22 protein-coding genes are annotated in these 25892 nt (G+C 44.6%); 17 read left to right on the top strand and 5 right to left on the bottom strand.

The genetic code is table 11. The annotated features are described in order from the left end of the window. The first annotated feature begins 336 nt into the window (after positions 1-336). The 11 genes from AC3RV5_RS15445 (at position 337) to AC3RV5_RS15495 (ending at position 10405) form a co-directional block, all read left to right on the top strand. A complete protein-coding gene (locus tag AC3RV5_RS15445; RefSeq protein ID WP_489728501.1) occupies positions 337-1935 on the top strand; it encodes an anthranilate synthase component 1 in 1599 nt (532 codons plus the stop codon). Further along, positions 1935-2588, top strand: a complete 654-nt coding sequence (locus tag AC3RV5_RS15450; RefSeq protein WP_489728502.1) for an aminodeoxychorismate/anthranilate synthase component II — start codon at positions 1935-1937, stop codon at positions 2586-2588. The genes AC3RV5_RS15445 and AC3RV5_RS15450 overlap by 1 nt, the downstream gene beginning before the upstream one ends. 10 nt (positions 2589-2598) lie before the next feature. Continuing rightward, positions 2599-3615 carry an anthranilate phosphoribosyltransferase gene (gene trpD / locus AC3RV5_RS15455; RefSeq protein ID WP_489728503.1) on the top strand — a complete coding sequence of 339 codons (1017 nt, stop codon included), beginning with the start codon at positions 2599-2601 and terminating at the stop codon, positions 3613-3615. Between the two features lie 9 nt (positions 3616-3624). Further along, on the top strand, positions 3625-5007 hold the full coding sequence (gene trpCF / locus AC3RV5_RS15460) for a bifunctional indole-3-glycerol-phosphate synthase TrpC/phosphoribosylanthranilate isomerase TrpF (protein WP_489728504.1): 1383 nt from the start codon (positions 3625-3627) through the stop codon (positions 5005-5007). 53 nt (positions 5008-5060) lie between these two features. Next, the gene (trpB, locus tag AC3RV5_RS15465) at positions 5061-6251 is read left to right on the top strand and encodes a tryptophan synthase subunit beta (RefSeq protein WP_489728505.1); all 1191 of its coding nucleotides are present in this window, start codon (positions 5061-5063) and stop codon (positions 6249-6251) included. After that, the gene (trpA, locus tag AC3RV5_RS15470; protein WP_489728506.1) at positions 6241-7065 is read left to right on the top strand and encodes a tryptophan synthase subunit alpha; all 825 of its coding nucleotides are present in this window, start codon (positions 6241-6243) and stop codon (positions 7063-7065) included. Before trpB ends, trpA begins: the two co-directional genes overlap by 11 nt. Positions 7066-7068: 3 nt before the next feature. After that, entirely contained in the window at positions 7069-7368 is a 300-nt protein-coding gene (locus AC3RV5_RS15475; RefSeq protein ID WP_489728507.1) for a YciI family protein, read from the top strand. A 77-nt stretch (positions 7369-7445) separates the two neighbouring features. Next, a complete protein-coding gene (gene arfB, locus AC3RV5_RS15480; protein WP_489728508.1) occupies positions 7446-7859 on the top strand; it encodes an alternative ribosome rescue aminoacyl-tRNA hydrolase ArfB in 414 nt (137 codons plus the stop codon). A 255-nt stretch (positions 7860-8114) separates the two neighbouring features. Next, positions 8115-8390, top strand: a complete 276-nt coding sequence (locus tag AC3RV5_RS15485) for a PepSY domain-containing protein (protein ID WP_489728509.1) — start codon at positions 8115-8117, stop codon at positions 8388-8390. Beyond that, positions 8390-9064, top strand: a complete 675-nt coding sequence (locus AC3RV5_RS15490) for a response regulator transcription factor (protein WP_489732177.1) — start codon at positions 8390-8392, stop codon at positions 9062-9064. Before AC3RV5_RS15485 ends, AC3RV5_RS15490 begins: the two co-directional genes overlap by 1 nt. A gap of 9 nt (positions 9065-9073) precedes the next feature. Next, positions 9074-10405, top strand: a complete 1332-nt coding sequence (locus AC3RV5_RS15495; RefSeq protein ID WP_489728510.1) for an ATP-binding protein — start codon at positions 9074-9076, stop codon at positions 10403-10405. Between the two features lie 491 nt (positions 10406-10896). Here the strand turns inward: AC3RV5_RS15495 and AC3RV5_RS15500 are convergent, their stop codons facing one another. The 4 genes from AC3RV5_RS15500 to ppnP all read right to left on the bottom strand — a co-directional run bounded on the left by AC3RV5_RS15500 (position 10897) and on the right by ppnP (position 14839). Further along, positions 10897-13593 carry a CHASE domain-containing protein gene (locus tag AC3RV5_RS15500; RefSeq protein WP_489728511.1) on the bottom strand — a complete coding sequence of 899 codons (2697 nt, stop codon included), beginning with the start codon at positions 13591-13593 and terminating at the stop codon, positions 10897-10899. 63 nt (positions 13594-13656) lie between these two features. Continuing rightward, positions 13657-13929, bottom strand: a complete 273-nt coding sequence (locus tag AC3RV5_RS15505; protein ID WP_489728512.1) for a hypothetical protein — start codon at positions 13927-13929, stop codon at positions 13657-13659. A 271-nt stretch (positions 13930-14200) separates the two neighbouring features. Beyond that, the gene (locus AC3RV5_RS15510; protein WP_489732178.1) at positions 14201-14548 is read right to left on the bottom strand and encodes a Fis family transcriptional regulator; all 348 of its coding nucleotides are present in this window, start codon (positions 14546-14548) and stop codon (positions 14201-14203) included. A 9-nt stretch (positions 14549-14557) separates the two neighbouring features. Continuing rightward, on the bottom strand, positions 14558-14839 hold the full coding sequence (ppnP, locus tag AC3RV5_RS15515; protein WP_489728513.1) for a pyrimidine/purine nucleoside phosphorylase: 282 nt from the start codon (positions 14837-14839) through the stop codon (positions 14558-14560). Positions 14840-15342: 503 nt separating this feature from the next. On the opposite strand from ppnP, the gene AC3RV5_RS15520 reads away from it, so the two are divergent. The 6 genes from AC3RV5_RS15520 to AC3RV5_RS15545 all read left to right on the top strand — a co-directional run bounded on the left by AC3RV5_RS15520 (position 15343) and on the right by AC3RV5_RS15545 (position 23989). After that, positions 15343-18306, top strand: a complete 2964-nt coding sequence (locus AC3RV5_RS15520; RefSeq protein ID WP_489728514.1) for a CheR family methyltransferase — start codon at positions 15343-15345, stop codon at positions 18304-18306. A gap of 20 nt (positions 18307-18326) precedes the next feature. Continuing rightward, positions 18327-20588, top strand: a complete 2262-nt coding sequence (locus AC3RV5_RS15525; RefSeq protein WP_489728515.1) for a sensor domain-containing protein — start codon at positions 18327-18329, stop codon at positions 20586-20588. Positions 20589-20778: 190 nt separating this feature from the next. Continuing rightward, positions 20779-21519: a dienelactone hydrolase family protein gene (locus AC3RV5_RS15530; RefSeq protein ID WP_489728516.1), complete on the top strand. Its 741-nt coding sequence runs from the start codon at positions 20779-20781 to the stop codon at positions 21517-21519. A gap of 59 nt (positions 21520-21578) precedes the next feature. Next, positions 21579-21866, top strand: coding sequence for a hypothetical protein (locus tag AC3RV5_RS15535; RefSeq protein ID WP_489728517.1), 288 nt, complete (start codon positions 21579-21581; stop codon positions 21864-21866). Between the two features lie 67 nt (positions 21867-21933). After that, positions 21934-23337 (top strand): IS66 family transposase, encoded by a 1404-nt coding sequence (gene tnpC / locus AC3RV5_RS15540; protein ID WP_489728518.1) that lies wholly within the window; start codon positions 21934-21936, stop codon positions 23335-23337. A 7-nt stretch (positions 23338-23344) separates the two neighbouring features. Beyond that, positions 23345-23989, top strand: a complete 645-nt coding sequence (locus tag AC3RV5_RS15545) for a hypothetical protein (RefSeq protein WP_489728519.1) — start codon at positions 23345-23347, stop codon at positions 23987-23989. Between the two features lie 70 nt (positions 23990-24059). Here AC3RV5_RS15545 and AC3RV5_RS15550 read toward each other — a convergent pair whose 3' ends face one another. Beyond that, a complete protein-coding gene (locus AC3RV5_RS15550) occupies positions 24060-25877 on the bottom strand; it encodes a DUF885 domain-containing protein (protein ID WP_489728520.1) in 1818 nt (605 codons plus the stop codon). Positions 25878-25892 lie beyond the last annotated feature (15 nt).

Below are 25892 nucleotides of genomic sequence, written 5' to 3' on the forward strand. Positions count from 1 at the left end.
TTGAGTGTTGACAGCGAAGCGAATTTGGTTTCTTCTATGTGCCTAGATTGCGTATTATACCCATTCCAAGGTGAATAGCAGACAAAACCGTAAAAAAGGTCGAAGTTTGTGTATATCGGGCAAGTCATAACAAACAAATTTAAGAGCATATAAAGACATGACACAAGCACAATACTCAACAACTAACATGAATTGGTGGTGGCACATCCCTAACTAGCGGGCTGTGAGTGTTTGTATTTGTGCAAATAAAATTACTAAAAAGCCCGTATGATACGGGCTTTTTTTATGCCCGATTAAAAACATCGACCCACTTTAAAAATATTAATCGAGAAAACCATGAGTCTAGCGCAATTAACAGAACAAGCAGGAAAGGTAGAAACTTTATTATTATCAGTGAATTACATCGCGGATCCGCTACAAGTCTACCAGTACCTGTGCCAGGGTAAGTCACATAATTTATTGCTTGAATCCGCGGAAATTGACAGCAAAGACAACCTGAAAAGTCTGTTATTGGTTGATGCGGCCGTAAAGCTGGTATGCCACGGCCAGCAAGTTTCCTGTCAGGCCTTATCTGAAAACGGCCGGGCGGTATTGCCGCTATTCGCCGCTTATTGCCCCCAAGGTGTAGACCATCAATCTGATCAACAGGGCGACACAATTACCCTTACTTTTCCACAAGCGGCGGGGGATTTAGATGAAGATAGTCGTTTAAAAGCCCCTTCCGTCTTTGACGGCTTGCGTATGCTGATCAAACAAATTGTGGCCATTCGCCCACATCCCCAAGCGTTATTTTTAGGCGGGGCTTTTGCCTATGACTTATTGGCCAGCTTCGAAAAATTGCCCGAAGTAACAGACAGTGAAAACAGCTGCCCAGACTTTGTATTTTACTTGGCCGAAACCTTATTATTGATTGATCACCAAGCTCAGAAGAGTGAATTGATCGGCAGTGTGTTTAGCGGTAAAAATGTCGGTAATAATTTCTTCGCCATCAGCCAACGGCTGGAACAAATCAAACATAAAATCGCTAACGTCAAACCCCTGCCCCCCAAAACCAAACACAGCGTTTCCAAACAACAATTACAGGTCAGCAAGTCCGACGCTGAATTTATTCAGGATGTAGAAAATCTCAAACAACACATTCTAGCCGGGGACATTTTTCAGGTGGTGCCGTCTCGTATCTTCAGTTTGCCCTGCCCGGATCCCCACGGCGCTTACGAAGCCTTAAAACGCCAGAACCCCAGCCCCTATATGTTTTTTATGCAGGATGAGGATTTTTGCATGTTTGGCGCGTCTCCTGAATCCGCCCTTAAGTATTTGCAGGACACCAATCAGGTAGAGATTTACCCTATCGCCGGCACCCGCCCCCGGGGTAAACACGCAGATGGCAGCATTAATCTGGATCTTGACAGCCGAATTGAACTCAACTTGCGGGAAGATCAAAAAGAAAAGTCAGAACATTTGATGTTAGTCGATTTAGCTCGTAACGACGTGGCCAAGGTATCAAAACCCGGTACCCGTCATTTAAAGGATTTGCTCAAGGTCGACCGCTATTCCCATGTAATGCATCTGGTATCCAAGGTAGTAGGTCAGCTGCGTGATGATCTTGATGCATTGCACGCCTATCAGGCCTGCATGAATATGGGCACCCTGGTAGGCGCCCCCAAAGTCAGTGCTGCGGGATTAATTCGCCAGGTTGAAAAACAGCGCAGGGGCAGTTATGGCGGCGCAGTAGGTTATGTAAACGGCCATGGCGACATGGATACCTGTATCGTCATCCGTTCAGCCTTTATTAAAAATAACACCGCCTACATTCAAGCCGGGGCCGGAGTGGTTTTTGATTCTGACCCACAATCTGAGGCAGACGAAACCCGGGGCAAAGCACAGGCTGTGATCACGGCGATTTTAACTGCGCATCATCATGAAGGGCAACAATAATGAGCCATCCAGCCACAACGACCCCAGGTTTTAAAGTTAACCCAGAAATCAGCGTATTTTTGCTGGATAATTTTGATTCATTCACTTACAACCTGGTGGATGAGCTACGCACTATGGGCCTCACCTTGCAGATTTACCGCAACTCAGTGCCCGCCGAGGTTATTTTTTCCAAAATGTCTGAACAGGCCAAACACAGCCAGGTGTTATTGATGTTATCCCCTGGGCCAGGTACCCCGGCCGATGCAGGCAGCATGCCGGCTTTGTTAAACCTGGTCAAAGGCCACTTTCCGGTACTGGGTATTTGCCTGGGCCATCAGGCAATAGTGGAATCTTACGGAGGCAGCATTGTACGCGCCGATATCGTAATGCATGGCAAGTCATCGTTGATCAAGCATTGTGGTGACAAGATGTTTAGTGAATTACCCCAGCCACTGCCGGTCGCCCGTTATCACTCCCTAATGGCTAGCAATATGCCGCCTCAATTAGCGGTGCTGGCTACGTTCGAAGCGGTACCTATGGCCGTATGCCACGAACAAGATCGTATGCTGGGATTTCAGTTTCACCCTGAGTCCATTTTGACCGTCTTTGGCAGTCAGTTGCTGATACAAAGCATAAACTATTTAACCCATGCAGCTAACCCGCCGCAGAATTAGGAGCATCACTATGTTACACCGCGTGTTAGAGCAGTTGTATCAAGGTCAATCATTAACTCAGGACGATACCAAGGCCGTTTTCAAACAAATCGTTACCGGTCAGGTCGACAACATTGTTTTATCTGCTTTGTTAACAGCCCTTAAAATCAAGGGAGAAACCCCACAAGAAATCGCCGGTGCCGCCAGCGCACTAATCGAAAACGCCACGGCTTTCCCCCGCCCCGATTACGACTTTGCGGACATAGTCGGCACAGGTGGCGATGGTCACAATACTATTAATATTTCGTCTGCTGCGGCAATAGTGGCAGCCAGTTGTGGTCTCAAGGTCGCCAAACACGGAAATCGCAGTGTATCGAGTAAATCCGGTTCTGCTGATTTGTTTAAAGCCTTCGGCCTCGAATTAAATATGAGTAGCCAAAGTGCACTGGCCTGTTTGGAACAATCCAATCTGTGTTTCTTGTTTGCCCCGGTATATCACTCGGGAATCAAACACGCGATGGAGGTGCGCACTACTCTTAAAACCCGCACCCTATTCAATTTATTGGGGCCTTTGGTCAATCCGGCCCGGCCCAGTCATATTATGATCGGGGTATACGATCCCGCCTTGTTAATGCCTTTTGCCCAAACATTGCAGCTTCTCGGTTACCAAAATGCACTGGTAGTACACGGCAACGGGTTAGACGAACTGGCCCTGCACGGCAGCTCACAAATAGTTGAAATTAAAAGCCAAGAACTTCGCCAGTACTCGGTCAGTGCCGCAGACTTTGGCCTTGAAGAATTCCCATTAAGCGCCATAACAGGTGGTGACCCTGAACAAAATAAGCTGCTTATTGAGCAGGTTTTAAGTGGCAAGGGCCAGGCGGCGCACCAAGCAGCTGTTGCTATGAACGCTGGGGCATTGTTAACCTTGTGTGGCAAAGCAGAGTCGTTTAAACAAGGGGCGAAAATGGCCCTGGAAGCCATGAAAAACCAGTTGCCGTTGCAGGTCATAAAACAATCGGCGGCTATCAGTCGTATTGAACAATAAGGAGCGATAATGGCCAATGTATTAGAAAAAATTGTCCAGGACAAACGCCAGGAAATCGCCCAGCGAAAAGTTACCTTGCCACTGGTTAGTTTTATTGATGGCTTAACGCCCTCAGATCGTAGCTTTTATCAGGCTTTAGCTCAGCCCAATGCCGGTTATATTTTCGAGTGTAAAAAAGCTTCACCCTCCAAAGGGTTAATTAGAGCGGATTTTGATCTGGATGCCATTATTGCCGCCTATAGCCCCTATGCTGCCTGTATTTCAGTGCTCACAGATGAAAAATATTTCCAGGGTAAGTTCGCGTACCTGGAATATGTGCGCCAGCGTGTCACACAACCTGTGATCAACAAGGATTTTTTCATCGATCCGTATCAAGTGTATTTAGCCCGATATCACAGCGCGGATGCCATTTTGTTGATGTTATCGGTGCTTGATGATAGCCAATACACTGAACTGGCTGAGCTGGCGGAGTCGTTACAACTGGATGTATTAACCGAGGTCAGTAATGAACAAGAGGTGTACAGAGCCCTGGCACTTAAGGCCAAAATCATTGGTATCAATAACCGTGATCTGCGGGATCTCAGTACCGATTTGGCCACCTCTGAAAAACTGGTGCCTTTGATCAAACAAGCGAAACACCCCTGCCTGATCATCTCTGAGTCGGGCATTTATAATCATCAGGATGTGCGTCGTTTGGCCCCCTTGGTGGATGGTTTTTTGGTGGGCAGTGCCTTGATGGCAAAAGACAACATCACCCAGGCGGTTAAAGAGTTGCTGTATGGCAGCGTAAAAGTGTGTGGCATCACCCGCAGTGAAGACGCCGCAGTAGTGGCAGCAAGCGGGGCCAGTTATGCCGGACTGATTTTTTATGATCAATCCAAACGCTATGTCACCTTGGCCCAGGCCCGTAACATCACCCAGGACGTACCTTTTGCCTACGTAGGGGTGTTTGTGAATGCGCCGGTTGCCATTGTGCTGGAATACGCCGATACCCTGAATTTGACCGCGGTACAGTTACATGGCCAGGAAAACCAGGCCTATATCAATGAATTACGTCCACAACTTAGAGCCGACTGCCAGATTTGGTTAGCTAAAGGGGTAACACAAAAGCTGCCCTCACTGGCTGAAGAAGGGGTAGACAAATTTGTTTTGGACTGCCAAATAGGTGGGCAATCTGGTGGCACAGGGCAAGCCTTTAATTGGCAACTGCTGGACGCCCTGACGGATAAATCCAAGCTAGTGTTAGCCGGTGGTATCAATTTGGGCAACCTACACCAGGCAGCTAATAGACAAGTTGCCGGGCTTGATTTGAATTCAGGGGTGGAAAGCGTCCCAGGGATCAAATCCGCAGAAAAGATACACCAAGCTTTTTGCCTGCTTCGCCAGTATTAAGAAGCGGCCAAACGAAATCGAATAAGACCCCTTTAAAAAATGAGACAACTATTATGAATAAGTTAGATAGTAAATTTGGCCAGTTCGGCGGCATGTATGTGCCGGAATTGCTCATACCTGCGCTTGATCAGCTAGAACAAGCCTTTATCGATGCCCAAAACGATCCGGAATTTCAAGCAGAATTTATGGGTTTACTTAAAGATTACGCGGGCCGCCCAACGGCTATGACCTTGTCACGTAACCTGGTAAGCAACCCGAAAGTGAAATTGTATTTAAAACGTGAAGACTTGTTGCACGGTGGCGCCCACAAGACTAATCAGGTACTGGGTCAGGCACTATTGACCAAACGGATGGGGAAAACCGAAGTTATCGCCGAAACCGGTGCAGGACAACACGGTGTGGCCACTGCTCTGGCCTGTGCCTTATTGGGTCTTAAAGCGCGAATTTATATGGGCGCTAAAGATATGGAGCGCCAGGCACCTAATGTATTTAGAATGCGTTTAATGGGTGCACAAGTCATTGCGGTTAATGCTGGCTCCGGCACCTTAAAAGATGCCGTCAACGAAGCTATGCGCGATTGGTCTGGCAGTTATGAAAAGGCCCATTATTTATTAGGTACTGCTGCCGGACCCCACCCCTTCCCTACCATAGTACGAGAATTTCACCGCATGATAGGTGAAGAAACCCGGGCCCAAATCATGCAAAAAGAAGGCCGTCTGCCCGATGCGGTGGTCGCCTGTGTCGGTGGAGGCTCCAATGCTATAGGCATGTTTGCCGATTTTATCGATGAGCCCAGTGTAAGGTTAATCGGCGTCGAGCCAGCGGGTAAAGGTTTGCACACCATGGAACACGGTGCTGCAATTGGCAAAGGTACGACGGGTATTTTACACGGTGCTTATAGCTACATCATGCAAGATGAAGACGGCCAGATTGAAGAGTCTTATTCGGTTTCTGCAGGCCTGGATTACCCGGGGGTTGGTCCCCAACATGCGCATTTACACGATATAGGTCGCGCCGAATATGTTGCCATTACTGATGAAGAAGCACTCAATGCCTTTCAGTTGTTGTCACGTAAAGAAGGTATTATCCCCGCCCTGGAGTCATCCCATGCCCTAGCCCATGCCTTAAACATGGCCGATGAAGCAGAAGAAGAGACCATCATAGTGGTCAACCTGTCCGGTCGCGGTGATAAAGATTTAGCCCACGTACACAGCATTTTAGGAGATCAAACCCATGGCCAATAATGCCGACAGATATGCACACATGTTTGCTGAGCTAAAAAACAAAAACGAAGGGGCTTTTGTGCCATTTGTGATGCTGGGTGATCCGGATCTTAAAACCTCTTTGGCCATACTTATGGCTTTGGTTGAAGGCGGTGCGGATGCTCTGGAACTAGGTATTCCCTTTTCAGACCCCATAGCCGATGGCCCGACTATTCAGCAGGCCAGTATTCGCGCTTTGAGCCATCATATTCACCCCAAAGACTGTTTCGAGGTATTGCGCCAGTTCCGTGAAGTTCACCCTGATATCCCTGTGGGTTTGCTGCTGTATAGCAACCTGGTGATCAAACCCGGCATTGAAAAATTTTACCAGGATGCGGCGGCGGCTGGCGTAGATTCAATCTTGATAGCTGACGTACCTTTACGGGAAGTCGATCGTTTTATTGCCGTCGCCCAACAAACCGGTATCAAACAAATTTTGATCGCCCCGCCCAATGCCAGTGATGATACTTTGGGAGAGATAGGCCAGAAATCTCAGGGTTATACCTACCTGCTTGGGCGCGCGGGAGTAACCGGAGCCGAAACCGCAGTCACTATTCCTGCCAGTGAACTGATCGCCAAATTGACCCGTTATAAAATTGCGCCACCTTTGCTGGGTTTTGGCATATCCACCCCCCTGCAGGTTACAGACGCCATTGCCGCCGGTGCTGCTGGCGCCATATCCGGCTCAGCCACAGTCAATATCATTGCCAAACATCTGGCCGAGCCACAAGTTATGCTCAATAAGCTGACGGAATTTGTGTTAGATATGAAACAGGCAACCAAAAAAGGAAAATAGCTTATGTGGTATATGATTTATTGTGAAGATGTTGCCAGTAGCCTGGCGCTGCGCAAACAAACCCGTCCGGCGCATTTGGCCCGTATTCAACAGCTGGTTGATGCCGGCCAAATACTGGTAGCCGGGCCTTGTCCTGCCATTGACAGTGTAGACCCAGGAGAAGCGGGGTTTAGTGGTTCGCTGATCATCGCCGAGTTTGCCAGTTTACCCGAGGCGCAAAACTGGGCCGATAACGACCCCTACATGTTAGCAGGGGTCTTTAAGAAAGTGGTGGTTAAACCCTATATTAAGGTATTGCCTTAGGGCCTCACCAGGGCAATAGCCAAGACTATTGCCCTAGAAATATCCTGCTGCCACCCATAAACCGTTAAGATGTGGAAATGATTGAAATTAAAAGTTACCTGTTGCTGCCAGACAATGAAGTAGAGCTCACGGCCATTCGGGCTCAGGGTGCCGGAGGACAAAACGTTAACAAGGTTTCCAGTGCGATCCACTTACGTTTTGATATCAACGCTTCTTCTTTGCCAGAGTTTTATAAACAGCAGTTACTTGCCAGTAACGATAATCGCATTACCCAAGATGGTGTATTAATACTCAAAGCCCAGGCCCATCGCACCCAAGATATGAACCGCCAGGAAGCCATTGAACGTCTGGTGGAGATTATTCGCCAAGCCGGCGTGGTGCAAAAAACTCGCCGGGCAACCAAACCCACCAAGGGTTCACAAATTCGCCGCATTGAAGGCAAAAAAAAATCAGGGCAAAAGAAGGTGATGCGGAAAAAGGTGGATTTTTAAATACAGTTTGTCGGCCACTCATGCCAACCGCGAGCACCGTTAATAAGCCGTTTGTGCTCTTCAATATTTGGCCGTTAACTTAGCGATTGCCTCCGGCAATTCAGCTAAAATTCAGACTAGGACGGTTACACTCAACCCATTAGATAGGGTCGTCATTAGTGAAAAATACTTGTGCCAGCCTACCTTAAAGCCTTTCCTCACTTGGTGTGGTTGGGCTAGACTAGAATGCTTTCGTGTGCTGAGAAGGATCATGACTTGAAAATTAACCGTAAGAATCTGCTGTTTATATTGTTTGCTGGCTTTACGCTATGTGCAGCCGGTGATCTTGCGGCTCAAGACACACCTCAACCCATAGACAAATCCCAAGCAGCGCAAAAAGTCCAGCAACAATATAAAGGCCGGGTATTGAAAGTCGATCAAAATAAAAATAAGTATCGGGTAAAAGTATTACAAAAATCTGGCCGGGTCGTATCAGTGGATGTGGATAAAACGTCGGGCAAAGTCAGCAGTAAAACCAAGAGAGATGAATGATGCGGATATTAATTGTCGAAGACGACAGTCGTTTATTAACCCAGCTGGATTCACTATTGCAGCAAAATGGTTACAGCGTTGATTTAGCCGATGATGGTGCCAAGGCCTTATTTTTACTTAACGAACACCCTTACGATCTGGCCATAATAGATATTGGCCTGCCGGTTATGGACGGTTTTGATGTGATCCAAAAAACCCGGAAAAACCAAATCACCTGCCCGATATTGATCCTCACCGCCCGGGATCGTTGGCAAGAAAAAGTGGAAGGTCTGGATGCAGGCGCCGATGATTACCTGACCAAACCCTTTCAAAATGAAGAATTGTTGGCCAGGGTAAAAGCCCTGATCCGCCGCGCCGCCGGCCAAGCCAGTCCTACTATCGAAAGGGGCCCTATTAGCCTCAATACGTTAAGTGAACAGGTCAGCATTGACGGCCAGGATATTGAACTGACTGCTTACGAATACAAGGTGTTGGAGTATCTGTTGCTCAACCCCAAAAAAATCGTTTCAAAAACCGAGCTTACCGAACATATCTATGATCAAGATTTCGATCTTGATAGCAATGTGATCGAGGTCTTTGTGGGGCGCTTACGTAAAAAGCTCGACCCCCTGGGCACAATCAATCCCATCGAGACCCTCCGTGGGCGCGGTTACCGCATTAGTCGTCAGTTTTAAGCTCCCCGGGTGAAAAACCTATCATTACGCCTACGCAGTTTTGCGGCTGCCCTATTGGTATTGCTGGTATTTATTCCGTTAACAGCGCTGACCTTAAAAGGAGCCTTTACCAGTAGCCTTAGCCAATCCATGTTGCAGCAATTGCGGGTGCAAAGCTTGACCCTGATATCCGAATTTGAAATGGATGAAAAACAACCGCAAATGCCAGAGCAATTGTTTAACGATCAGCTCAATATTCCCGGGTCGGGTCTGTATGCCTTTATCGAAATAGACGGCCAGTTGATCTGGCAATCTATTTCGACCTTAAATTGGCAAAAAATGCCTCGGTTTCGCGCTCCCCAAATAGGCCAAGAGCAGTTTCGTGATGATTTCAACCTGCTCGCTGATTATTTCCTGTTTGCTTATACCGCAGAGTTTTACGCCGAAGATGCCTTCATACCGGTAAGTTTTTATATTCTGCAAGACAAACGGGCTTATGACGCAGAAGAAAAGGCCTTTATCAACACGTTGTGGAAGTGGCTGAGCTTGATTGGTCTAATTTTGCTGGTGTTACTGATACTCAGTCTCAATGCAGCCTTGCTACCGATAAACCGTTTGATTGAGCAAATCAAATTAGCCGAGGCTGGCAAACTACAACGCATTAAACAAACCTACCCACCGGAACTTGAAAAGCTAAAAAGTAGTATTAACCATTTGCTTGCCACCGAGCAGCAGCAGCGCAGCCGCTACAAAAATAGCCTCAGCGATCTGGCCCACGGTTTAAAAACTCCCCTGGCGGTGTTGGCAGGTATTCAAAATTTACCCGAGGATGCCAACGAACCCATACAGCAAATCGACCAGCAAATTCGCCGTCAGTTAAAGCGGGCTACCGCTGGCACGGTCAATGCGTGGGAAAAAGGGGTGGTGATAGCCCCTGTGGTAGCTAGACTCATTAACGCCATGAGTAAGGTACACGCAGAAAAAGCTCTGACCCTTAGTCACACACAACAGGACCAAAGTCTGTGTTTTTATGGTGACAGCACAGATTTAATGGAGCTACTGGGTAATTTGCTGGATAACGCCTGTAAAGCCGCCCAGCAGCAGGTGCAAATATCGGTCTATCAACATGTCACGCGCTTGTTTATCGAGGTGGAAGACGATGGTCCCGGTATTGCCACCGACCAACGCCAACTCATGCTCAACCGCGGCACCCGCTTGGACACCTACACCGAAGGCCAAGGCATTGGCATGGCAGTAGTAGCGGATCTGGTCGACGCCTATCAGGGCCAATTGCAGATCGGCAATAGCACGCTAGGCGGCGCTAAAATCAGCTTAAGCTTCAATATCACCATAGAGCAATAGCCGCTTAAACATTGCCAGCATCGAGGGATGTATTAACAGTTAACTAGGGCGTGTATAGGGCTTTTCGAACTCCCGTTCAAAAATATGTTTACCTAACAGAAATTGGCTAAGAGAAATTCCCCCTTGGCACACGAGTAAACATAAAATCCAACCGCTTAATATTGCGCGGTTTTTGTTTACTTAACGCATGAGCGACATTGATGGGAACTGAAAAAGCCAAGATTAAACCAAGGTATCGACGGGCTAAATATAACTCAAATTCAAAACCTGTTTCTTTGGCCAGGTTGAGCTATCCCCAAATCGTCTATCCGTTTAGCGGATCATTGCACTGACAAGCACGTCTAAACTGGCTGTTTTATGGTAGCAACCTCGGTGAATAATCTCCGCCGCATCTGCCCGCCTAGTAGCCAGCATTTCAAGTGCTGTCGGCTATTTCCCTTTGCTGACAGTGAGTTTAACTCGCTAGCGCTTTGCATTGGCCAGACGTTTCTCTAGCTCTGCAAGATTGCTTGCAATTTCTCTAAAAGCAACGCCAGTTCCACTGGCTTGGAAATATATCCATCAAATCCCTCACGTTCATACAACTTAATATCTTCACTCATAGCGTTTGCCGTCAGTGCGATGATAGGCGTATCGGGGTGAGTGGTTTTTATTTGTCTGCATGCTTCTATGCCATCCATCTCAGGCATTTGAATATCCATTAAAATGATATCCGCAGGGCTTGCTTGCTGGGCTGCTACAGCCTCAAGCCCATTACATGCAAATTTAAGTGTTGCTTGGGTAGGAGTAAGCATGGATTCAACGATGACTTGATTTATTTCATTGTCTTCGGCGATCAGAATAATCTTTCCAACAAAGTTAATTTCCTCCTTATTGTTTTGCGTTGGCTTAATCTCTGGTGCGGCTGCCTTGTGTAAAGGTAAGATGACGGTAAATGTCGTGCCTATCCCCAGCTCACTTTCAACCAATATGTTGCCGCCCATGAGGGTAACTAAGGAGTTGGTTATAGATAAACCCAAACCGGTACCACCGAATTTACGTGTTGTTGAACTGTCAGCTTGTTCAAAGCGTTGAAACAGCCTTTGTTGTTGCGCTTTCTCTATGCCGATACCCGTATCTGTCATTGCAAAGATTAAATGACCCTGAGATTCTTTATAGCTGACATTTAATGTCACACTGCCCAACTTAGTAAATTTGATAGCATTTGAGGCGATATTCAGCAGGATCTGACGTATCCTGGTAGGATCTCCTTGCCAGTGTTGGTGTTCCACCTTATTTGACAGATTAAATACAATATCTTTTTGGCAAGCTAAAACGGACAAATCTGAACGCAAATATTCAAGCAACTCAGGTAATTTAAACACGCAGCTTTCCAGCACTAACTTACCTGCTTCAATTTTCGAGAAATCAAGAATATCGTTGATGATAATATTGAGGCCTCTTGTTGAATAAAGGGCTTTATTGAGCAGATCCATTCCTTGTTCCGAAATAATTTCTTTTTTCAATATTTGCAATGTCCCATAGATACCGTTTAGCGGGGTGCGGATTTCATGACTCATATTGGCTAAAAACTTGGATTTGGCCTCATTGGCTTGCTCGGCCTGCACTCTGGCGTCGGCTAACACCCGTACATGTTCCAATTGTTCTGTTAAATCATAGGCTATGCCCAAAAAACCAAACAAGTTGTGTTGGTCGTCAAATAAACTACTTATCGTTAAGCGCACTGGAATATGCCGCCCACTTTTATGCACATAAGTCCATGGGTTCGTGTCAGACTCCCCTAAACGCGCTTTGGCGACAACCACCTCAAAGCCCGGTTCGACTTGATAGCCAAACTCTGTGGATAAGACTTTTGCCCTGGCGATAACTTCATCGATAACATGCAGTGCCACAGGAATAGGCTTGCCAATCAATTCTTGGGCTGAATAGCCAAGTAGTGTCTCAGCGGCAGGGTTAAAAACGGTGACAGTGCCAATCTCATCGGTAGCAATAATAGCGTAACCTGCGCTTTCAAGAATACTGCGCTGCAATACACTCGCATGAGATATTTGCTTTATTCTTTTCGATACTTCTTGTTCAAGTTGCTTATTGGCTTGTTTAAGGGCCTTCTGGGTAACCAGGGATAATTCAATTTTGTGCGCGCTCGCCTGCCCTCGCCTTGCCACGGTCAACTGAATACTAAACGCAATCAGCATAAGTAAGATGGTTCCGCCCATGGCAGTCAGAAACACCTGGTGGTTGGTTGGCAGTAAAAGCGCTTCAATAAATGGCGGCTTACCGGTAAGCTCCAAAACCCAGTTACGACCAAAGAGGTTAATCGATTGACTTACTTTGTAATCCGCTGCCCCCTCATCCAACTGGCCAAATTGATAAAAAGTGGTTGAGGTTTCTCCATCAGTATCTTTGATACTCAAGATTAAATCGTTCTTAAGAGTGCTAACTGTGTTTAACACCTCATCTATTAATAGCGGTGCATAGCTCCACCCCTCGATGCTGGCCATTCTCTGTTCAATGGTTTGAGGCGCAGGACTTACACGATAAATCGGCATGAGCATTAAAAAACCGTGACGAGTTTTGTTGCTTGCCTGGACTAGGGTGATTGGCGCAGTCAGTCTCACTTCGTCGTGTTTAGCCGATTCGATTGCTGCATGACGACGCACAGACTCTGAGCCTATATCCAAACCAATCGCTTGTTTATTTTTTTGCTCCGGCTCAATGTATTGGATAATAAATTGGCTGTCGTCATGCAAATTTAACTGGCGTATTTCGAACGTCTTATCCGGTCTATCTTGCCGGGCATACTCAATGAATTCAGCCTCCTGTTTTGGGGCAACATAGCGAATTAGTCCGAACCCCCTGGCACCAGGGAATTCACTATCGAAGTCACGAGACACCCTGTAGACTTGCATATCGTCGTAATTAAAGCTTTCCAAGCCTGTGGCTAAAATAGCACCTCTAAGTCCTCCTATACCGTATTGATAAAGTGTTACTCGTTCGACGGCAGCCGCGCTAATTTGAGCAAGCCTGGAGCTTAGTCTCGATTCAATATATTGCTGATTTTCCAGCTTCTGTTGCCTTTCGAGATAGGATGCGATGAACAACCCAGTAATAAAAATGCCTAACGGTATCCAAAATAATTTCGGTTTAGAATGCTTAGGATTGGGTGTCGACTGTTCACTATTTTGCATTAATCGCCTTTATTCTACTTTGCATAAGTTCTCACTATATTCTTGCTAATCTAGCAATCCGTTTTACTGCATTTCATTTAATGAAAAAGTGTAAATACGATCAATGAATGAAGATAGTAAATTAGTTTGGGTAAAGAAGATATCCGGGGTCTGTTTATTACCCAAATAGGCGTACTGATATTTGGATAAACACACTGTGGCTAAAATTTTAAGGTAAGCCACTAGCTTATACCCAAGCTCGAGTTGGATTAGCCGAATTTGTGTTTGGCGGACCACGGATCTTCCATAGGCTATCTGAGATGGACGGGCTAATTGTGCGCTAATCCAATGAGCCAATCATGAATGTCCTGGCACTGTTCGAGCACAAACAGCAAAATGACATCCCGGGGTAAGACATTAGCCAGAGCGTGTTTGACACATTATAAGAGGCTGGCGGCTCGTTGAATTATATTAAGCGCAATATTTTTGTTCAGCATATATCAGGCTCAGTTGCAGATAGGCAACAGCAATCTGGGCGGCGCCAAAATTAGCCTAATGTTTAATATCAACCATGCACGGTGACGGAATGTTTGTCCCTTTACGGGCGTTCACCTTTAGGTGCATAGCTTCAATGTACTTTTAGGCGCTGGTCCCAGTCACCGGTATTTTGCATCTTGCAGGCTTCTTCGCTATCTAGACGTACGTGGTGACGAACATCTTTAAGTTTGATGCCGACCTTCAATAACTGCCCCTGGATCAGGCGACGTAAATAGACATCAAGTTCGTCGATTTGTGCTTGAAGCAGTGAAGCTTGGGTATCGAAGACGCAAAACACCGCCAAGCTTCCAGGAAAACAATCATAACTTGCGGTATGGGTTAACCACTTAAAACCTGGAACCTTATCTTTGGCCATTTCACAGGCTAAGGTCAGGGCTTTGATGACATTATTATCCAGCTTTCTTACGGTTTTTTTCATCATAAAAAATTAAACGTAGTCACACAAATAAGCAGTATTGACACTAACCTGTACGTCAAATTTAACGTTTGCAGCGACTTTAAATACTTGACCGGCAACAAAATTTTGCCATTCCGACGTTCCAGGTAACAAAACGTTCATCACACCACTGACGACCGTCATCGTCTCGTGTTGACTGGTAGCAAATTCGTATTCACCCGGCGCCATCACCCCTAACGTGGAGTTACCTGCGGGCGTATCAAAAGCGATAGACTTTACTTTTCCTGCAAAATATTCATTTACGTCAAACATTATTATCTCCAAATCCTTTATTTTAACTGACACCAATGTATCAGCTTTGCACCATCAGATCATACGTGAGACCTGTCTGAGATATAGCAAAATAATTGGTTAAAATTCATAAATATTTATTTTACCTCTGGCTACCAGCAGTGGATGAGGCTAAGAGCGACTAATTCAAAAGGGTAATATTCCGGTAGGGATCAGTGTGACGCGCAATAAACCCGGTATATAAGTTACCCCAGGCACTTGTACATGATAGGTTTACTCTAGGGTCAAATACGTTATCACTCATATGGCGGAATGACCTTAGTTGTTGGCGACAAAAACAGAGTATTATGGGATACTTATTTTCGCTTATTGGCTAGCTTATCAATACAAAATGACAGATATATTAATTAATAACGGCTAGTCAGGTAACGAACGAAATGAGCTAGGATGATTTTATTGTGTGAACTCATTTTTAAATTTCCACTGTGCCAACCAGTTTACAGAGGGACCAAACCTGATGCGATATGAATAATAATTTACCCATTATTGGTATAGGAGCTTCTGCAGGTGGCCTGGAAGCTTTAGAAATGTTTTTCAAAAACATGCCAAGTGAATGCGGAATGGCATTTATTGTTGTCATGCATTTAGACCCCTCGCACATAAGCCTATTACCTGAACTGCTGCAAAGACAAACCAAAATGGATGTTATCAAAATTAATGATGGCCAGTACATTGAAGAAGATAAGATCTATGTAATCCCCCCCCATAAAAACTTAAAGATTTCAGACCGTACCCTGAATTTAATAGAAGCTACTGATTTACACATTAAACTGCCAATAGATTTTTTCTTTAAAAGCTTGGCACGGGAACACGGTAACAATGCCGCATGTATCATTCTGTCGGGTACTGGCTCAGACGGCACAATTGGGTTACAAGCCGTAAAATCAGAGTCGGGGTACGTCATGGTTCAATCTACACAATCAGCCAAATATGATGGTATGCCAAAAAATGCCATCGCCACCAAAATGGCTGATTGCGTAATACCACCAAACGAAATGCCACAACAATTAATAAAACATTTTAAAAAACAAAATATGCAAGAACATCAACACATTTCAGATATGAAAATATCAACAGAGTCATTTTCTAATATTTTAAATATTATTCAAAATGAAACGGGTCATAATTTTTCGCTTTATAAGAAAAAGACAATTTTTCGCCGTATCGAAAGAAGAATGCAAGTACATCATATTTCTAATATTAACGATTACCTTCTTTTAGTAGAAAAAGATATTAATGAAGTAAACACTTTATTCCAGGATCTTTTGATTGGTGTAACCTGTTTTTTTAGAGACAAAGAAGCTTTTAGTTTACTCTCGACCAGCGTCATTTCTGAACTACTAGATAATAAAGCCGATAATTATACGATCCGCGTTTGGATCCCGGGTTGCAGCAGTGGTGAAGAAGCCTACTCGATCGCCATATTATTGCAGGAATACCTAAGCACAGCTGGCAAAAATATGAAAATACAAATTTTTGCCACAGATATTGACGAACATGCTATTGAAAGGGCCCGAAGCGGTATATACCCCTTGTCGATTTTGAGTGATATAGGAGAGCAATACTGTCAACGTTACTTCACAAAATCAGGAGAATATTATCACGTTAAGAAATTTCTGAGAGAAATGGTTGTATTCGCTCTGCAAAATATCACTAAAGATCCTCCTTTTTCAAAATTAGATCTGATTTGTTGTCGGAATCTATTGATTTATTTCAGCCAGGAATTGCAAAAACACATTTTTCCCGTCTTCCATTATAGTTTAAAAGAAAACGGCATTCTTTTTATTGGGCCGGCTGAAACCACAGGGCAATCTAACGAGTATTTTGAAATAATCAGCAAAAAATGGAAGGTTTTCAAACGTAAACCTTTAAATAAAAATTCAGTTTTTGGTTTGCATTTTACTGACTCACTGAGTTCAATAAAAATGGAAAAAATTACTACACCGTCAACATCATTACAAATCACTGAATTAAGTGCACTGCAAATTGTTGAAACTATTCTCAAAAAAAATCATAACCCACCTTGTGTCATAGTGGATAATAAAATGAACATTATCTATGTTCATGGTCGACTAGGACAGTACCTGGAACCTGCTGAAGGTCGCTTAAATAGTCACATATTAGAAATGGCACGTACGCCAGAACTTAGGGATGCTTTATCCAATGCTATCCGAAATGTACAACTCCATAAAAATGACATCACCAACAAGTCAATACCCATTGAAATAGATGATAAAAATAAATTTATAGATTTAACCGTCAAATTACTACAAGAGATTGGCGGTTTGAAAAATTTGGTAATGGTCAACTTTTCTGAAAACACCAATGTTATCCAAAAAGAATTAGAAATAACATCAAGTGCGACGCCTCAAGATGTGAATATATTGGTTAAAGAGTTAGAGCGTACCCGCGACAACTTACAATCTACCATTGAAGAACTGGAAACATCAAATGAAGAACTAAAATCCTCGAATGAAGAATTACAATCGACAAATGAAGAGCTACAATCAACTAATGAAGAACTAGAGACATCTAAAGAAGAATTGCAATCCCTTAACGAAGAGTCGGTAACCGTTAATGCCCAGCTGCAAAGTCATATTGATGAATTATCTACTGCAAATGACGATATAAAAAATCTTCTTGATAGCACTCAGGTGGCGACAGTTTTTCTGGATACCGAGTTGAAAATTAGGCGTTTTACGCCAAAAATGACGGAAATAATCCATGTCATGCCCACGGATATCCACCGCCCCATTTCGCACCTTTCATCTTGCTTACGCAATATCAAGTTACCAGAGATTGCTAATAACGTTTTGAAAACATTAGACAAAGCTGAACTCGAAGTTTACGACGACGAAAATAACTGTTATAAAATACGGGCACTGCCCTATCGTACAGCAAACAATATCATTGCAGGCGTTGTAATATCCTTTGAAGATATAACAACTGTAAAAAAATCTGAAGTCGCTTTGAAAGACAGCGAACAACGTTACAAAAGTTTGTTTGATAATTGCCCTTTCGCTATACTTGAAATCGATACGTCTAAACTTGCTAAGTATATTAAAGAAAATAAACTGACTACCGTAGATGAATTAAAGACTCATCTAAACAGCAAAGCTTTCGTAGCAAAAAATACAGCTAAACTTATCCAAGCGCTTAATGTCAACCATTCAGGTCTGTTGCTGTTTGCTGATAATAACAAAAAATCTCTATTAGAAAACATACCTATTTCGATCGACACTGAAATCTATCTTTTTAATCAAATGAAAATAATTATAGAAAATAAATTAAATGCAGTATTTAAATCAGCAATAACCACTCCAGATAATATAGTCATTAACTGTGAAATGACAATTACTATGCCAGATATAATTAACGAATCTAGGTTTACTTATACTATTTTGGTGTTAACACCAGAAATATCATAATTTAATTGGGGCCTACATAAATGAACACCGGAGATAAATTTTCAAAGCTTAGGGAACGTGCAGAAGATATATTGAAGATGTCAACCAATGCTGACGTTATTGATAAAAACATCGATCTTTTCAGGCTGTTACACGAACTCGATACCTACAGAATAGAACTGGAGCTTCAAAACGAAGAGTTGCTAACAGCTAATACCGAGTTAAATTCACTTCAAGACATGTTGAAAGAAGAAATATCTGTTCATTTCAGGCATTTTGATATAGCACCTATTGGCTATATAACTATAGACGAAACACAAAAGATTTTGGAAGTAAATCAGACCCTCTGCATACAATTAAAGCTTGATAAAGATGAGATCATCAATCGATATTTCAATAATTTTATATTCCCAGTAGATCAAGATGAATTTTACTTTTGTCATAAAAAGTTGGCGGAAGAAAAAACGCAACAGACCTGTGAAATAAGATTATATAGTGAACAAGTTAATCCAGCTTGGGTTAAGTTAAATTGCTCCCTTGAAATTAAAGATAATGGATTTCGTATCCATATCGCTATTAGTGACATATCCCATCTGAAAGAGATGGAAAGAAAGTTAAGCCTGGATGCCTCTGTTTTAAATGAATGTGCCGAAATGATAGTTGTCACAGATGCTAACGGAAAAATCATCAGGGTGAATAAGGCCTTCACTAAGGTTACCGGCTATTCTGAATTAGAAGTACTTGGAAAAAATCCAAATATTTTGCAATCAAAAAGAATGGACCAAACATTTTATGAAAATATGTGGGATACACTTCATAAGCATCAAAGTTGGCAAGGCGAGATCTGGAATAAACGTAAAAACGGTGAGATCTATCCAGAATGGATCAGTTTAACGGCGATAAAAAATACCGGCGATGCTATTTCTCATTATATAAGCGTATCGTCCGATATCACCCAACGTAAAAAAGACGCAGATCATATGCACTTTATGGCGTATTACGACACCCTAACGGGGTTGCCTAATAGGTTATTATTGCAAGACAGGTTAAAACAGGCCCTGGCGCAGTCAAATCGTAATCGCCAGCACGGCGCAGTGTTTATTTTGGACATAGATCACTTTAAAATTATTAATGATTCTTTGGGGCATTTGGTCGGTGATGAACTTCTACAGGAGGTAGCAAGGCGCTTAACGGGTTGTATACGTGAAGAAGACACTATATCCCGTATGGGCGGGGATGAATTCGTTGTCCTGCTGTCAGACCTAGGTGAAGATAAAAAACATGCCATTATGCACGCGACTAGTGTGGCGGATAAAATCATTCACAATATTTCTGACCCCATCACCATCAATGAAAATAAGCTAGAAATAACCGTTAGTATTGGCATCGCTATGTTTCCAGATGACACGGATAACCTTACTGAACTGATCCAACTAGCTGACAATGCTATGTATAAAGTGAAAAAATTCGGTCGCAATAATTATAAATTCGTCACACCCAGTTTGCAAAAAGAAGCGGATAAACGTCTAAACATGCAACACGGACTACATGAAGCGCTAAAACAAGACCAGTTCACGTTATATTATCAACCCCAGGTTAATTTCAAAACTCGGTCTATTAGTGGGGTTGAAGCCCTGATACGTTGGAATAATCCCAAGAATGGCTTAGTTTGTCCTGATGATTTCATAAAAATTTCGGAAGAAACCGGGTTGATAGTGCCTATAGGGGCCTGGGTATTGGAAGAAGCTTGTCGCACAATTGGTGCCTGGAATAAACTAGCGTCTCCCCCCTCCCCTTATCTGTCGATCAATATGAGTGTGCGCCAGTTTCAACAAAAAAACTTTGTCTCAGAAATTCGCAGAGTGATGGCAATTAACAGTGTTCGACCACAACAATTGGAACTTGAACTCACTGAATCCGTTCTTATTCACGACCTTAAGGATACAACACGAAAATTATTCGAATTAAAAGAGATGGGCGTTCGCCTAGCGATAGACGATTTTGGCACCGGCTACTCTTCACTGCAATACCTTAAAAATCTCCCCATTGATGTGCTCAAAATTGACCAATACTTTATCAACGATATAACGATAGACGCGAATGATGAGGCCATAGTGCAAACTATTATATCTCTGGCTAAAAATTTGAATTTATGGGTAATAGCAGAAGGTGTGGTCTCCCAAAAACAATATGATTATCTGGAGCAAAACGGTTGCGATAGTTATCAAGGTTATTATTACAGTAAAGCTGTTCCTGGAGACGAACTGCTTAGTCTTATAGAAAAAAACCGGCAGCGATTTTAAAAATCCAGTGATTCAAATCACTGAAGCCTTCTCAGCAGGCGAAAGATAGGTTATTTGGGTGAAAGTCGACGCAGCATTTTTATCACTGATGCCTCAAGAGCTGGGTTAGTCGATTAACGCCTATTATCTTTTTCTTCAAACAGACTTAGGCTTGGATTACCCTTACGTTATTACTGATGATGGACACCCTATGTTAATACAATTTCAAAGAGAGAACCTTGTTACCCCCACCGGCCCCATGTTTACCTCGATTTACCGTCCTGTTGCGGCTGGTCACTATCCGGCGATAATTTTTTATTCAGAAATTTTTCAAGAAACCGCACCTATTACTCGCAGTGCCAAGATAATGGCCGGTCACGGATTTGTGGTCCTGGTGCCAGAGGTATTTCACGAACTCAATCCTGTGGGTACCGTGTTGGCCTATGATGATGAAGGCAAAGATAAGGGCAATGCGGATAAACTCGCCAAACACTTGGAACAACACGATAGCGACACCGAGGCTATGCTCGAATTTCTTCATTGTGCACCATATTGCAATGGATTGATTGGCAGTATGGGGGTATGTATTGGCGGACATTTGGCTTTTAGGGCAGCTCTTAACGCTGGCATCGCAGCGGCATTTTGTTTATATCCCACTGATATCCACTCAAATTCCCTGCCCTGTAACCCGGGCAATGATTCGTTGACACGCTGCGGTGATATTCAAGCTGAACTGGTTATGGTGTTTGGTAAACAAGATCCCCATGTTCCCCAAACTGGCAGAGCGCTGATCCAGCAAGCTATGGATGATCATCACCTTAACTTCACCTGGCACGAATTGAATGCCCAACATGCCTTTATGCGTGATGAGGGCGACAGATACGATCCAGAATTGGCCATGCAATGTTACCAGATGGCAGTGAGCCTATTTAATCGAACGCTGCGCACCTAGCTACCACAACGACGAAGTGAGTAAATAATTTATATGGCTAATTTTGTGTTGCGCAGAACATGAAGTACCTACGCCTGACAGGGGGTATCTGTTTGTTATTGGCTGCCTTTCCAGCAACCTTGGCCTTAGTGCAACCTTTACGCTTAGGTGAGGCACAAACCAGGGCCACCATTGATGCAATCAATCAAGGCAAATATGATCCTTTTAAGTTACATGGCCTTTCTAACTTTTCAACCGCGCAAAAAACGCTAATCAGGCAATGGATAACCCATGGGGTGAATGCGACGCGGGATACATTGGGGGTCTACCCACAGGTAACCGTTCACCGGACAGGTATTGACATGTAAAAATATTTATTTTGCATGATCCCGATGATCCTATTGCGCGATCCCGCCCATGTGGCATGGTGTCAACATGACACGCAAAAAATCCCGTCCAGCCGCCCCTAAAGCCGACACGCTTGAACAAGCCAATGCGCTTATTCAGTCGTTATGGGATAGGCTCAATGACATTGAAGACAGGCTGAAACAATCCAGTCGCAACTCTTCTCGCCCGCCTTCTTCCGATGGCCCAGCGGCTGTAGATCGCCCGCGTAAAACTAGCGGCAAACCGCGAGGCGCCCAGCCGGGGCATAAGGGCAGCAATCGCGCGCGAGTAGATGAGGTGGATGTGACACTGTCCTATTATCCTCCCGGCGAATGTGCATGCGGGGGGAAAGTGGTATCCAATGCCACGCCTTATTATCGTCATCAGGTGTTTGATATCCCTCAACAAGCCTACAACGTGACGGAGCACCAGCTTTATCAAGGTAGCTGTTGCCGCTGTGGGGAGGCTGTCCAGGCGACGTTGCCCGAAACCGTCAACAATGGTCAGATGGGGGCCAACATGTTGGCCTTTATCGCCATACAGGCCGGGCAGTTCCATCAGAGTATCAGCCAAATCCAGCAACAGTTGCAGCAGAACTTCGGGGTGTACTTTAGCCGAGGTGCCATATCTGAAGCCCACGGCAAGGTCAGCGCGATGCTCACGCCCGTTCATCAGCAGATCAAACAGCTAGTCCAGGATTCTACCGTTATCCACGCTGACGAAACCCGGCACAAGCGTGAGAATGAAAACCGCTGGATGTGGCTGGCCTGCACCGATGAATTATCCTGTTTTATGATCCACTACTCCCGGGCGCAACATGCCGCCAGGGCATTATTAGGCGACGTCACCGAAGCCGTGATCGTTACCGATCAATATGCGGGCTACCATTATCTCCCCCCATCTCAGCGGCAATTTTGCTGGGCCCATATTTTACGTAATGTGGGGGCAATAGCAGATAGTTGGGGGCCGAATAAACCCATAGGGCAGCGATTAGAAACCTTGATCCATCTTATCTTTCGTACCCGCCACCGATTTGAGCGAGGGGAGCTATCGCCTTATTTGTATCAAAAGCGTATGGGTAAACTACGCAAACGTTGGCAAGCCACCCTGGAACATGCCACCGAAGCTTGTGTTACCCCGCGGTATCGAAACCGCTGCGGATTATTGCTCAAACACGATGAAAGCTGTTGGACATTTCTGACGGATAAGGATATTCCTCTGACCAACAACGAGGCAGAGCGCTCCTTGCGCAGCTATGTACTGTGGCGCAAAGGCAGTTATGGCGTGTACTCACACCGGGGCGAGCAATTTCGGCAACGCATTCTCACCATTGTAGAAAGCTGCCGCAAGCTGGGGGCCAATCCTCTGGACTGGCTAAGGCAAATCGTCCACGCCGTGATCACTCGCTCGGAATATCCGGCACTGCCTGAACTAACGGCCTTAAGTCAATAGCTCCCCGGTGAACGGTTACTACCCACAGACCTTGGAGTTTTTTGTTTATCCTAAAAAATCCAACCAACCCGTGCCCTGGGCACATACCCGCCGCGGGCCAACAGAAAGTATTCATCTCTATATAGATCAACGTTTCCCCCTGGATAAATTTATTAATGACTGGACCTTATATCACGAAATAAGCCACCTGGCCTTGCCCTTTCTGGGAGATCAATACGCCTGGTTATCTGAAGGTTTTGCCAGTTTCATGCAATACCAGATTATGGCCAAAGCAGGTATTTTGCCCAGCACTTTGGGTCAGAGTTACCAAAATAAATTGACACCTCACCTCAAATGGTTTTCCAGCGATTTACCGCCAGCGGATATCGCCAGGCGTTTGATGGATCAGAATAATTACCCTGGAGCGTACTGGGGCGGAGCCTGGTTTTTTGTATTAGCCGATCGCAAGTTAACCACCAAGCATCATATTAGCCTACAGTCACTTATCGCCCAATATCAACTGTGTTGTCGCCAGGGAGACACCAGCGCAGCCCAACTTATGGATTCCTTGGACGGCTTAATCGGCGAGCCGCTATTCAGTCAGCTTTTGTATAACTATGAACATCAAGCGGCGCGAGAGATTTATCCGCTAGAATTTGCCAACACAAAATAGGGAGCCTGTCCTCGAGTATGACAATCTCATAAGTTATTTATCTTCCAACCGGCAACTTTGTATTTGCTAGTCAGTTTTGAACTGAGGTTATCCATTTATCAATTTTTACCGATAGGATTGGAATAGGTAAGGCTCCGTCTATTAGTATTTGAGTGTGAAATTTACGCACATCAAATTTGTCCCCTAGAATGCGGGCCGCCTTATCACGCAACATACGGATATGCCGCTGTCCCACTTTATAACTTACCGCTTGGCCAGGCATGGCGATATAACGCTCCACTTCAGCTTCAATATCCGTCAGCGCCAAAGATGAATTGTGCTGCATAAAATCAATTGCCTGTTGCCTGGACCAGCCAAAAGCATGTAGCCCGGTATCCACGACCAAACGCATGGCCCTTAGCTGTTCATCAGATAAGCGCCCATACCACATATAGGGGTCAGTAAATAATCCCAGCTCTTTGCCTAAACTTTCTGCATACAAAGCCCAACCCTCAGCAAATACTGTGTAACCACCAAATTTACGAAATTTGGGCAAACCTGTGACTTCTTGTTGAATTGCAATTTGAAAATGATGACCTGGGGCCGCTTCGTGAATGCTCAGAGTTTCCATCAGGTATTTAGGTTGGGCCTTAAGGTTGTAACTATTGATATAAAATATACCCGGGCGTGAACCATCGGGGGCCGGAGCTTGATAACTGGCACCGGCAGAAGAGGCTTCACGAAAGGCTTCCACCGGGCGAACCTCGTAATCAGCCTTAGGAAATAGCTCAAACAATGCAGGTAACCGCAGGTTTATTTTTGCTTTTACTTGGGTATACCCGGTGATCAATGCTTCTTGTGAGGTAAAGAAAAATTGCGCATCACTGCGCAAAAATTCAAAAAATGTAGCCAAATCACCATTAAATCCCACACGTTGTTTAACGTCGGTCATCTCGCTCAAAATGCGCGCAACTTCCTGTTGGCCAAATTCATGTATCTCCTGCGCACTGAGCTCCAACGTGGTATTGGCTGCAATTTCGTATTCGTACCAAGCCTTACCATTTGGCAAGGCGGATAGCCCGACGGTGTCGCGCCCGGCAGGAAGGTATTCAAACAGCATAAAATCATGTAGGCGACTGTAAGCAGGAATAATGATCTCAGCGATCATCTCTTGATAATCTTGTTTGAGCTGTTGTTTTTGGGGGGCGGAAATTAGTGTATTGTGCTGCAACTCAGTCAGCGGGGCGTAAAACACGCTTTCGCTCACATCTTCAACTAAATGTGTATTTAGCTGGGGGATGATTTTACTGATCAAAGGTTTAGGAAGCACTATACCTTTGCTGATCCCTTCACGCATGGCAAGGATTGCACTGTCCATATATATGGCAAACCCTCTGGCCCTGGCCATAAAATTGATGTAATCATCAAAGGTATTAAAAGGTTGGGCACTTTCTCCAGAACCGAGAGCCGCGAATGTCGTGTGTGCCCCGCCCATTTGACTCAGAGGCATCAAATAGTCTGCAAACTGTTCTCCCTTTATGGCGAATTGTCGATCATGGCGAAATATTTGATAACTGAGCAAGTCTTGTCCGCTTAATTTAGCGACATCAATGCCTTCAATTGCCGCCAAATACCTTTGTTCAAAAGCCAGCTCGTTGGCACGATTAGTGGCGGTGATGGGTGGGGTAAACCTATCATTAAATTGATATTCCCCAACGAAGCTAGCGTACACAGGATCGAATACCAATTTTTCCGAAAAATAATTCTCGAACAGCAGATTCAGCTTGGCTGACTCGCCTTGCCTGGCACTTTGGGTTATTTGAGTCGTTGGGGGTGCAATGACTGACTGACAGGCCGCTAGGCCAAACGTCAAACTTAGAGATAAGGCAATCCAGGTTTTTTTTAGCATATTTCTCTACAAATC

Source organism: Paraglaciecola sp. IT1134 (genome assembly GCF_058068185.1).

Bases quoted from the DNA above. Each gene is read 5' to 3' on its own strand.
- AC3RV5_RS15450 (WP_489728502.1), top strand. From the start codon at position 1,935: ATGAGCCATCCAGCCACAACGACCCCAGGTTTTAAAGTTAACCCAGAA.
- tnpC (WP_489728518.1), top strand. From the start codon at position 21,934: ATGACACGCAAAAAATCCCGTCCAGCCGCCCCTAAAGCCGACACGCTT.
- trpB (WP_489728505.1), top strand. From the start codon at position 5,061: ATGAATAAGTTAGATAGTAAATTTGGCCAGTTCGGCGGCATGTATGTG.
- AC3RV5_RS15445 (WP_489728501.1), top strand. From the start codon at position 337: ATGAGTCTAGCGCAATTAACAGAACAAGCAGGAAAGGTAGAAACTTTA.
- AC3RV5_RS15525 (WP_489728515.1), top strand. From the start codon at position 18,327: ATGAACACCGGAGATAAATTTTCAAAGCTTAGGGAACGTGCAGAAGAT.
- AC3RV5_RS15550 (WP_489728520.1), bottom strand. From the start codon at position 25,877: ATGCTAAAAAAAACCTGGATTGCCTTATCTCTAAGTTTGACGTTTGGC.
- AC3RV5_RS15530 (WP_489728516.1), top strand. From the start codon at position 20,779: ATGTTAATACAATTTCAAAGAGAGAACCTTGTTACCCCCACCGGCCCC.
- arfB (WP_489728508.1), top strand. From the start codon at position 7,446: ATGATTGAAATTAAAAGTTACCTGTTGCTGCCAGACAATGAAGTAGAG.
- AC3RV5_RS15520 (WP_489728514.1), top strand. From the start codon at position 15,343: ATGAATAATAATTTACCCATTATTGGTATAGGAGCTTCTGCAGGTGGC.
- AC3RV5_RS15500 (WP_489728511.1), bottom strand. From the start codon at position 13,593: ATGCAAAATAGTGAACAGTCGACACCCAATCCTAAGCATTCTAAACCG.
- trpA (WP_489728506.1), top strand. From the start codon at position 6,241: ATGGCCAATAATGCCGACAGATATGCACACATGTTTGCTGAGCTAAAA.
- AC3RV5_RS15535 (WP_489728517.1), top strand. From the start codon at position 21,579: ATGAAGTACCTACGCCTGACAGGGGGTATCTGTTTGTTATTGGCTGCC.
- trpCF (WP_489728504.1), top strand. From the start codon at position 3,625: ATGGCCAATGTATTAGAAAAAATTGTCCAGGACAAACGCCAGGAAATC.
- ppnP (WP_489728513.1), bottom strand. From the start codon at position 14,839: ATGTTTGACGTAAATGAATATTTTGCAGGAAAAGTAAAGTCTATCGCT.
- AC3RV5_RS15475 (WP_489728507.1), top strand. From the start codon at position 7,069: ATGTGGTATATGATTTATTGTGAAGATGTTGCCAGTAGCCTGGCGCTG.
- trpD (WP_489728503.1), top strand. From the start codon at position 2,599: ATGTTACACCGCGTGTTAGAGCAGTTGTATCAAGGTCAATCATTAACT.
- AC3RV5_RS15490 (WP_489732177.1), top strand. From the start codon at position 8,390: ATGCGGATATTAATTGTCGAAGACGACAGTCGTTTATTAACCCAGCTG.
- AC3RV5_RS15510 (WP_489732178.1), bottom strand. From the start codon at position 14,548: ATGAAAAAAACCGTAAGAAAGCTGGATAATAATGTCATCAAAGCCCTG.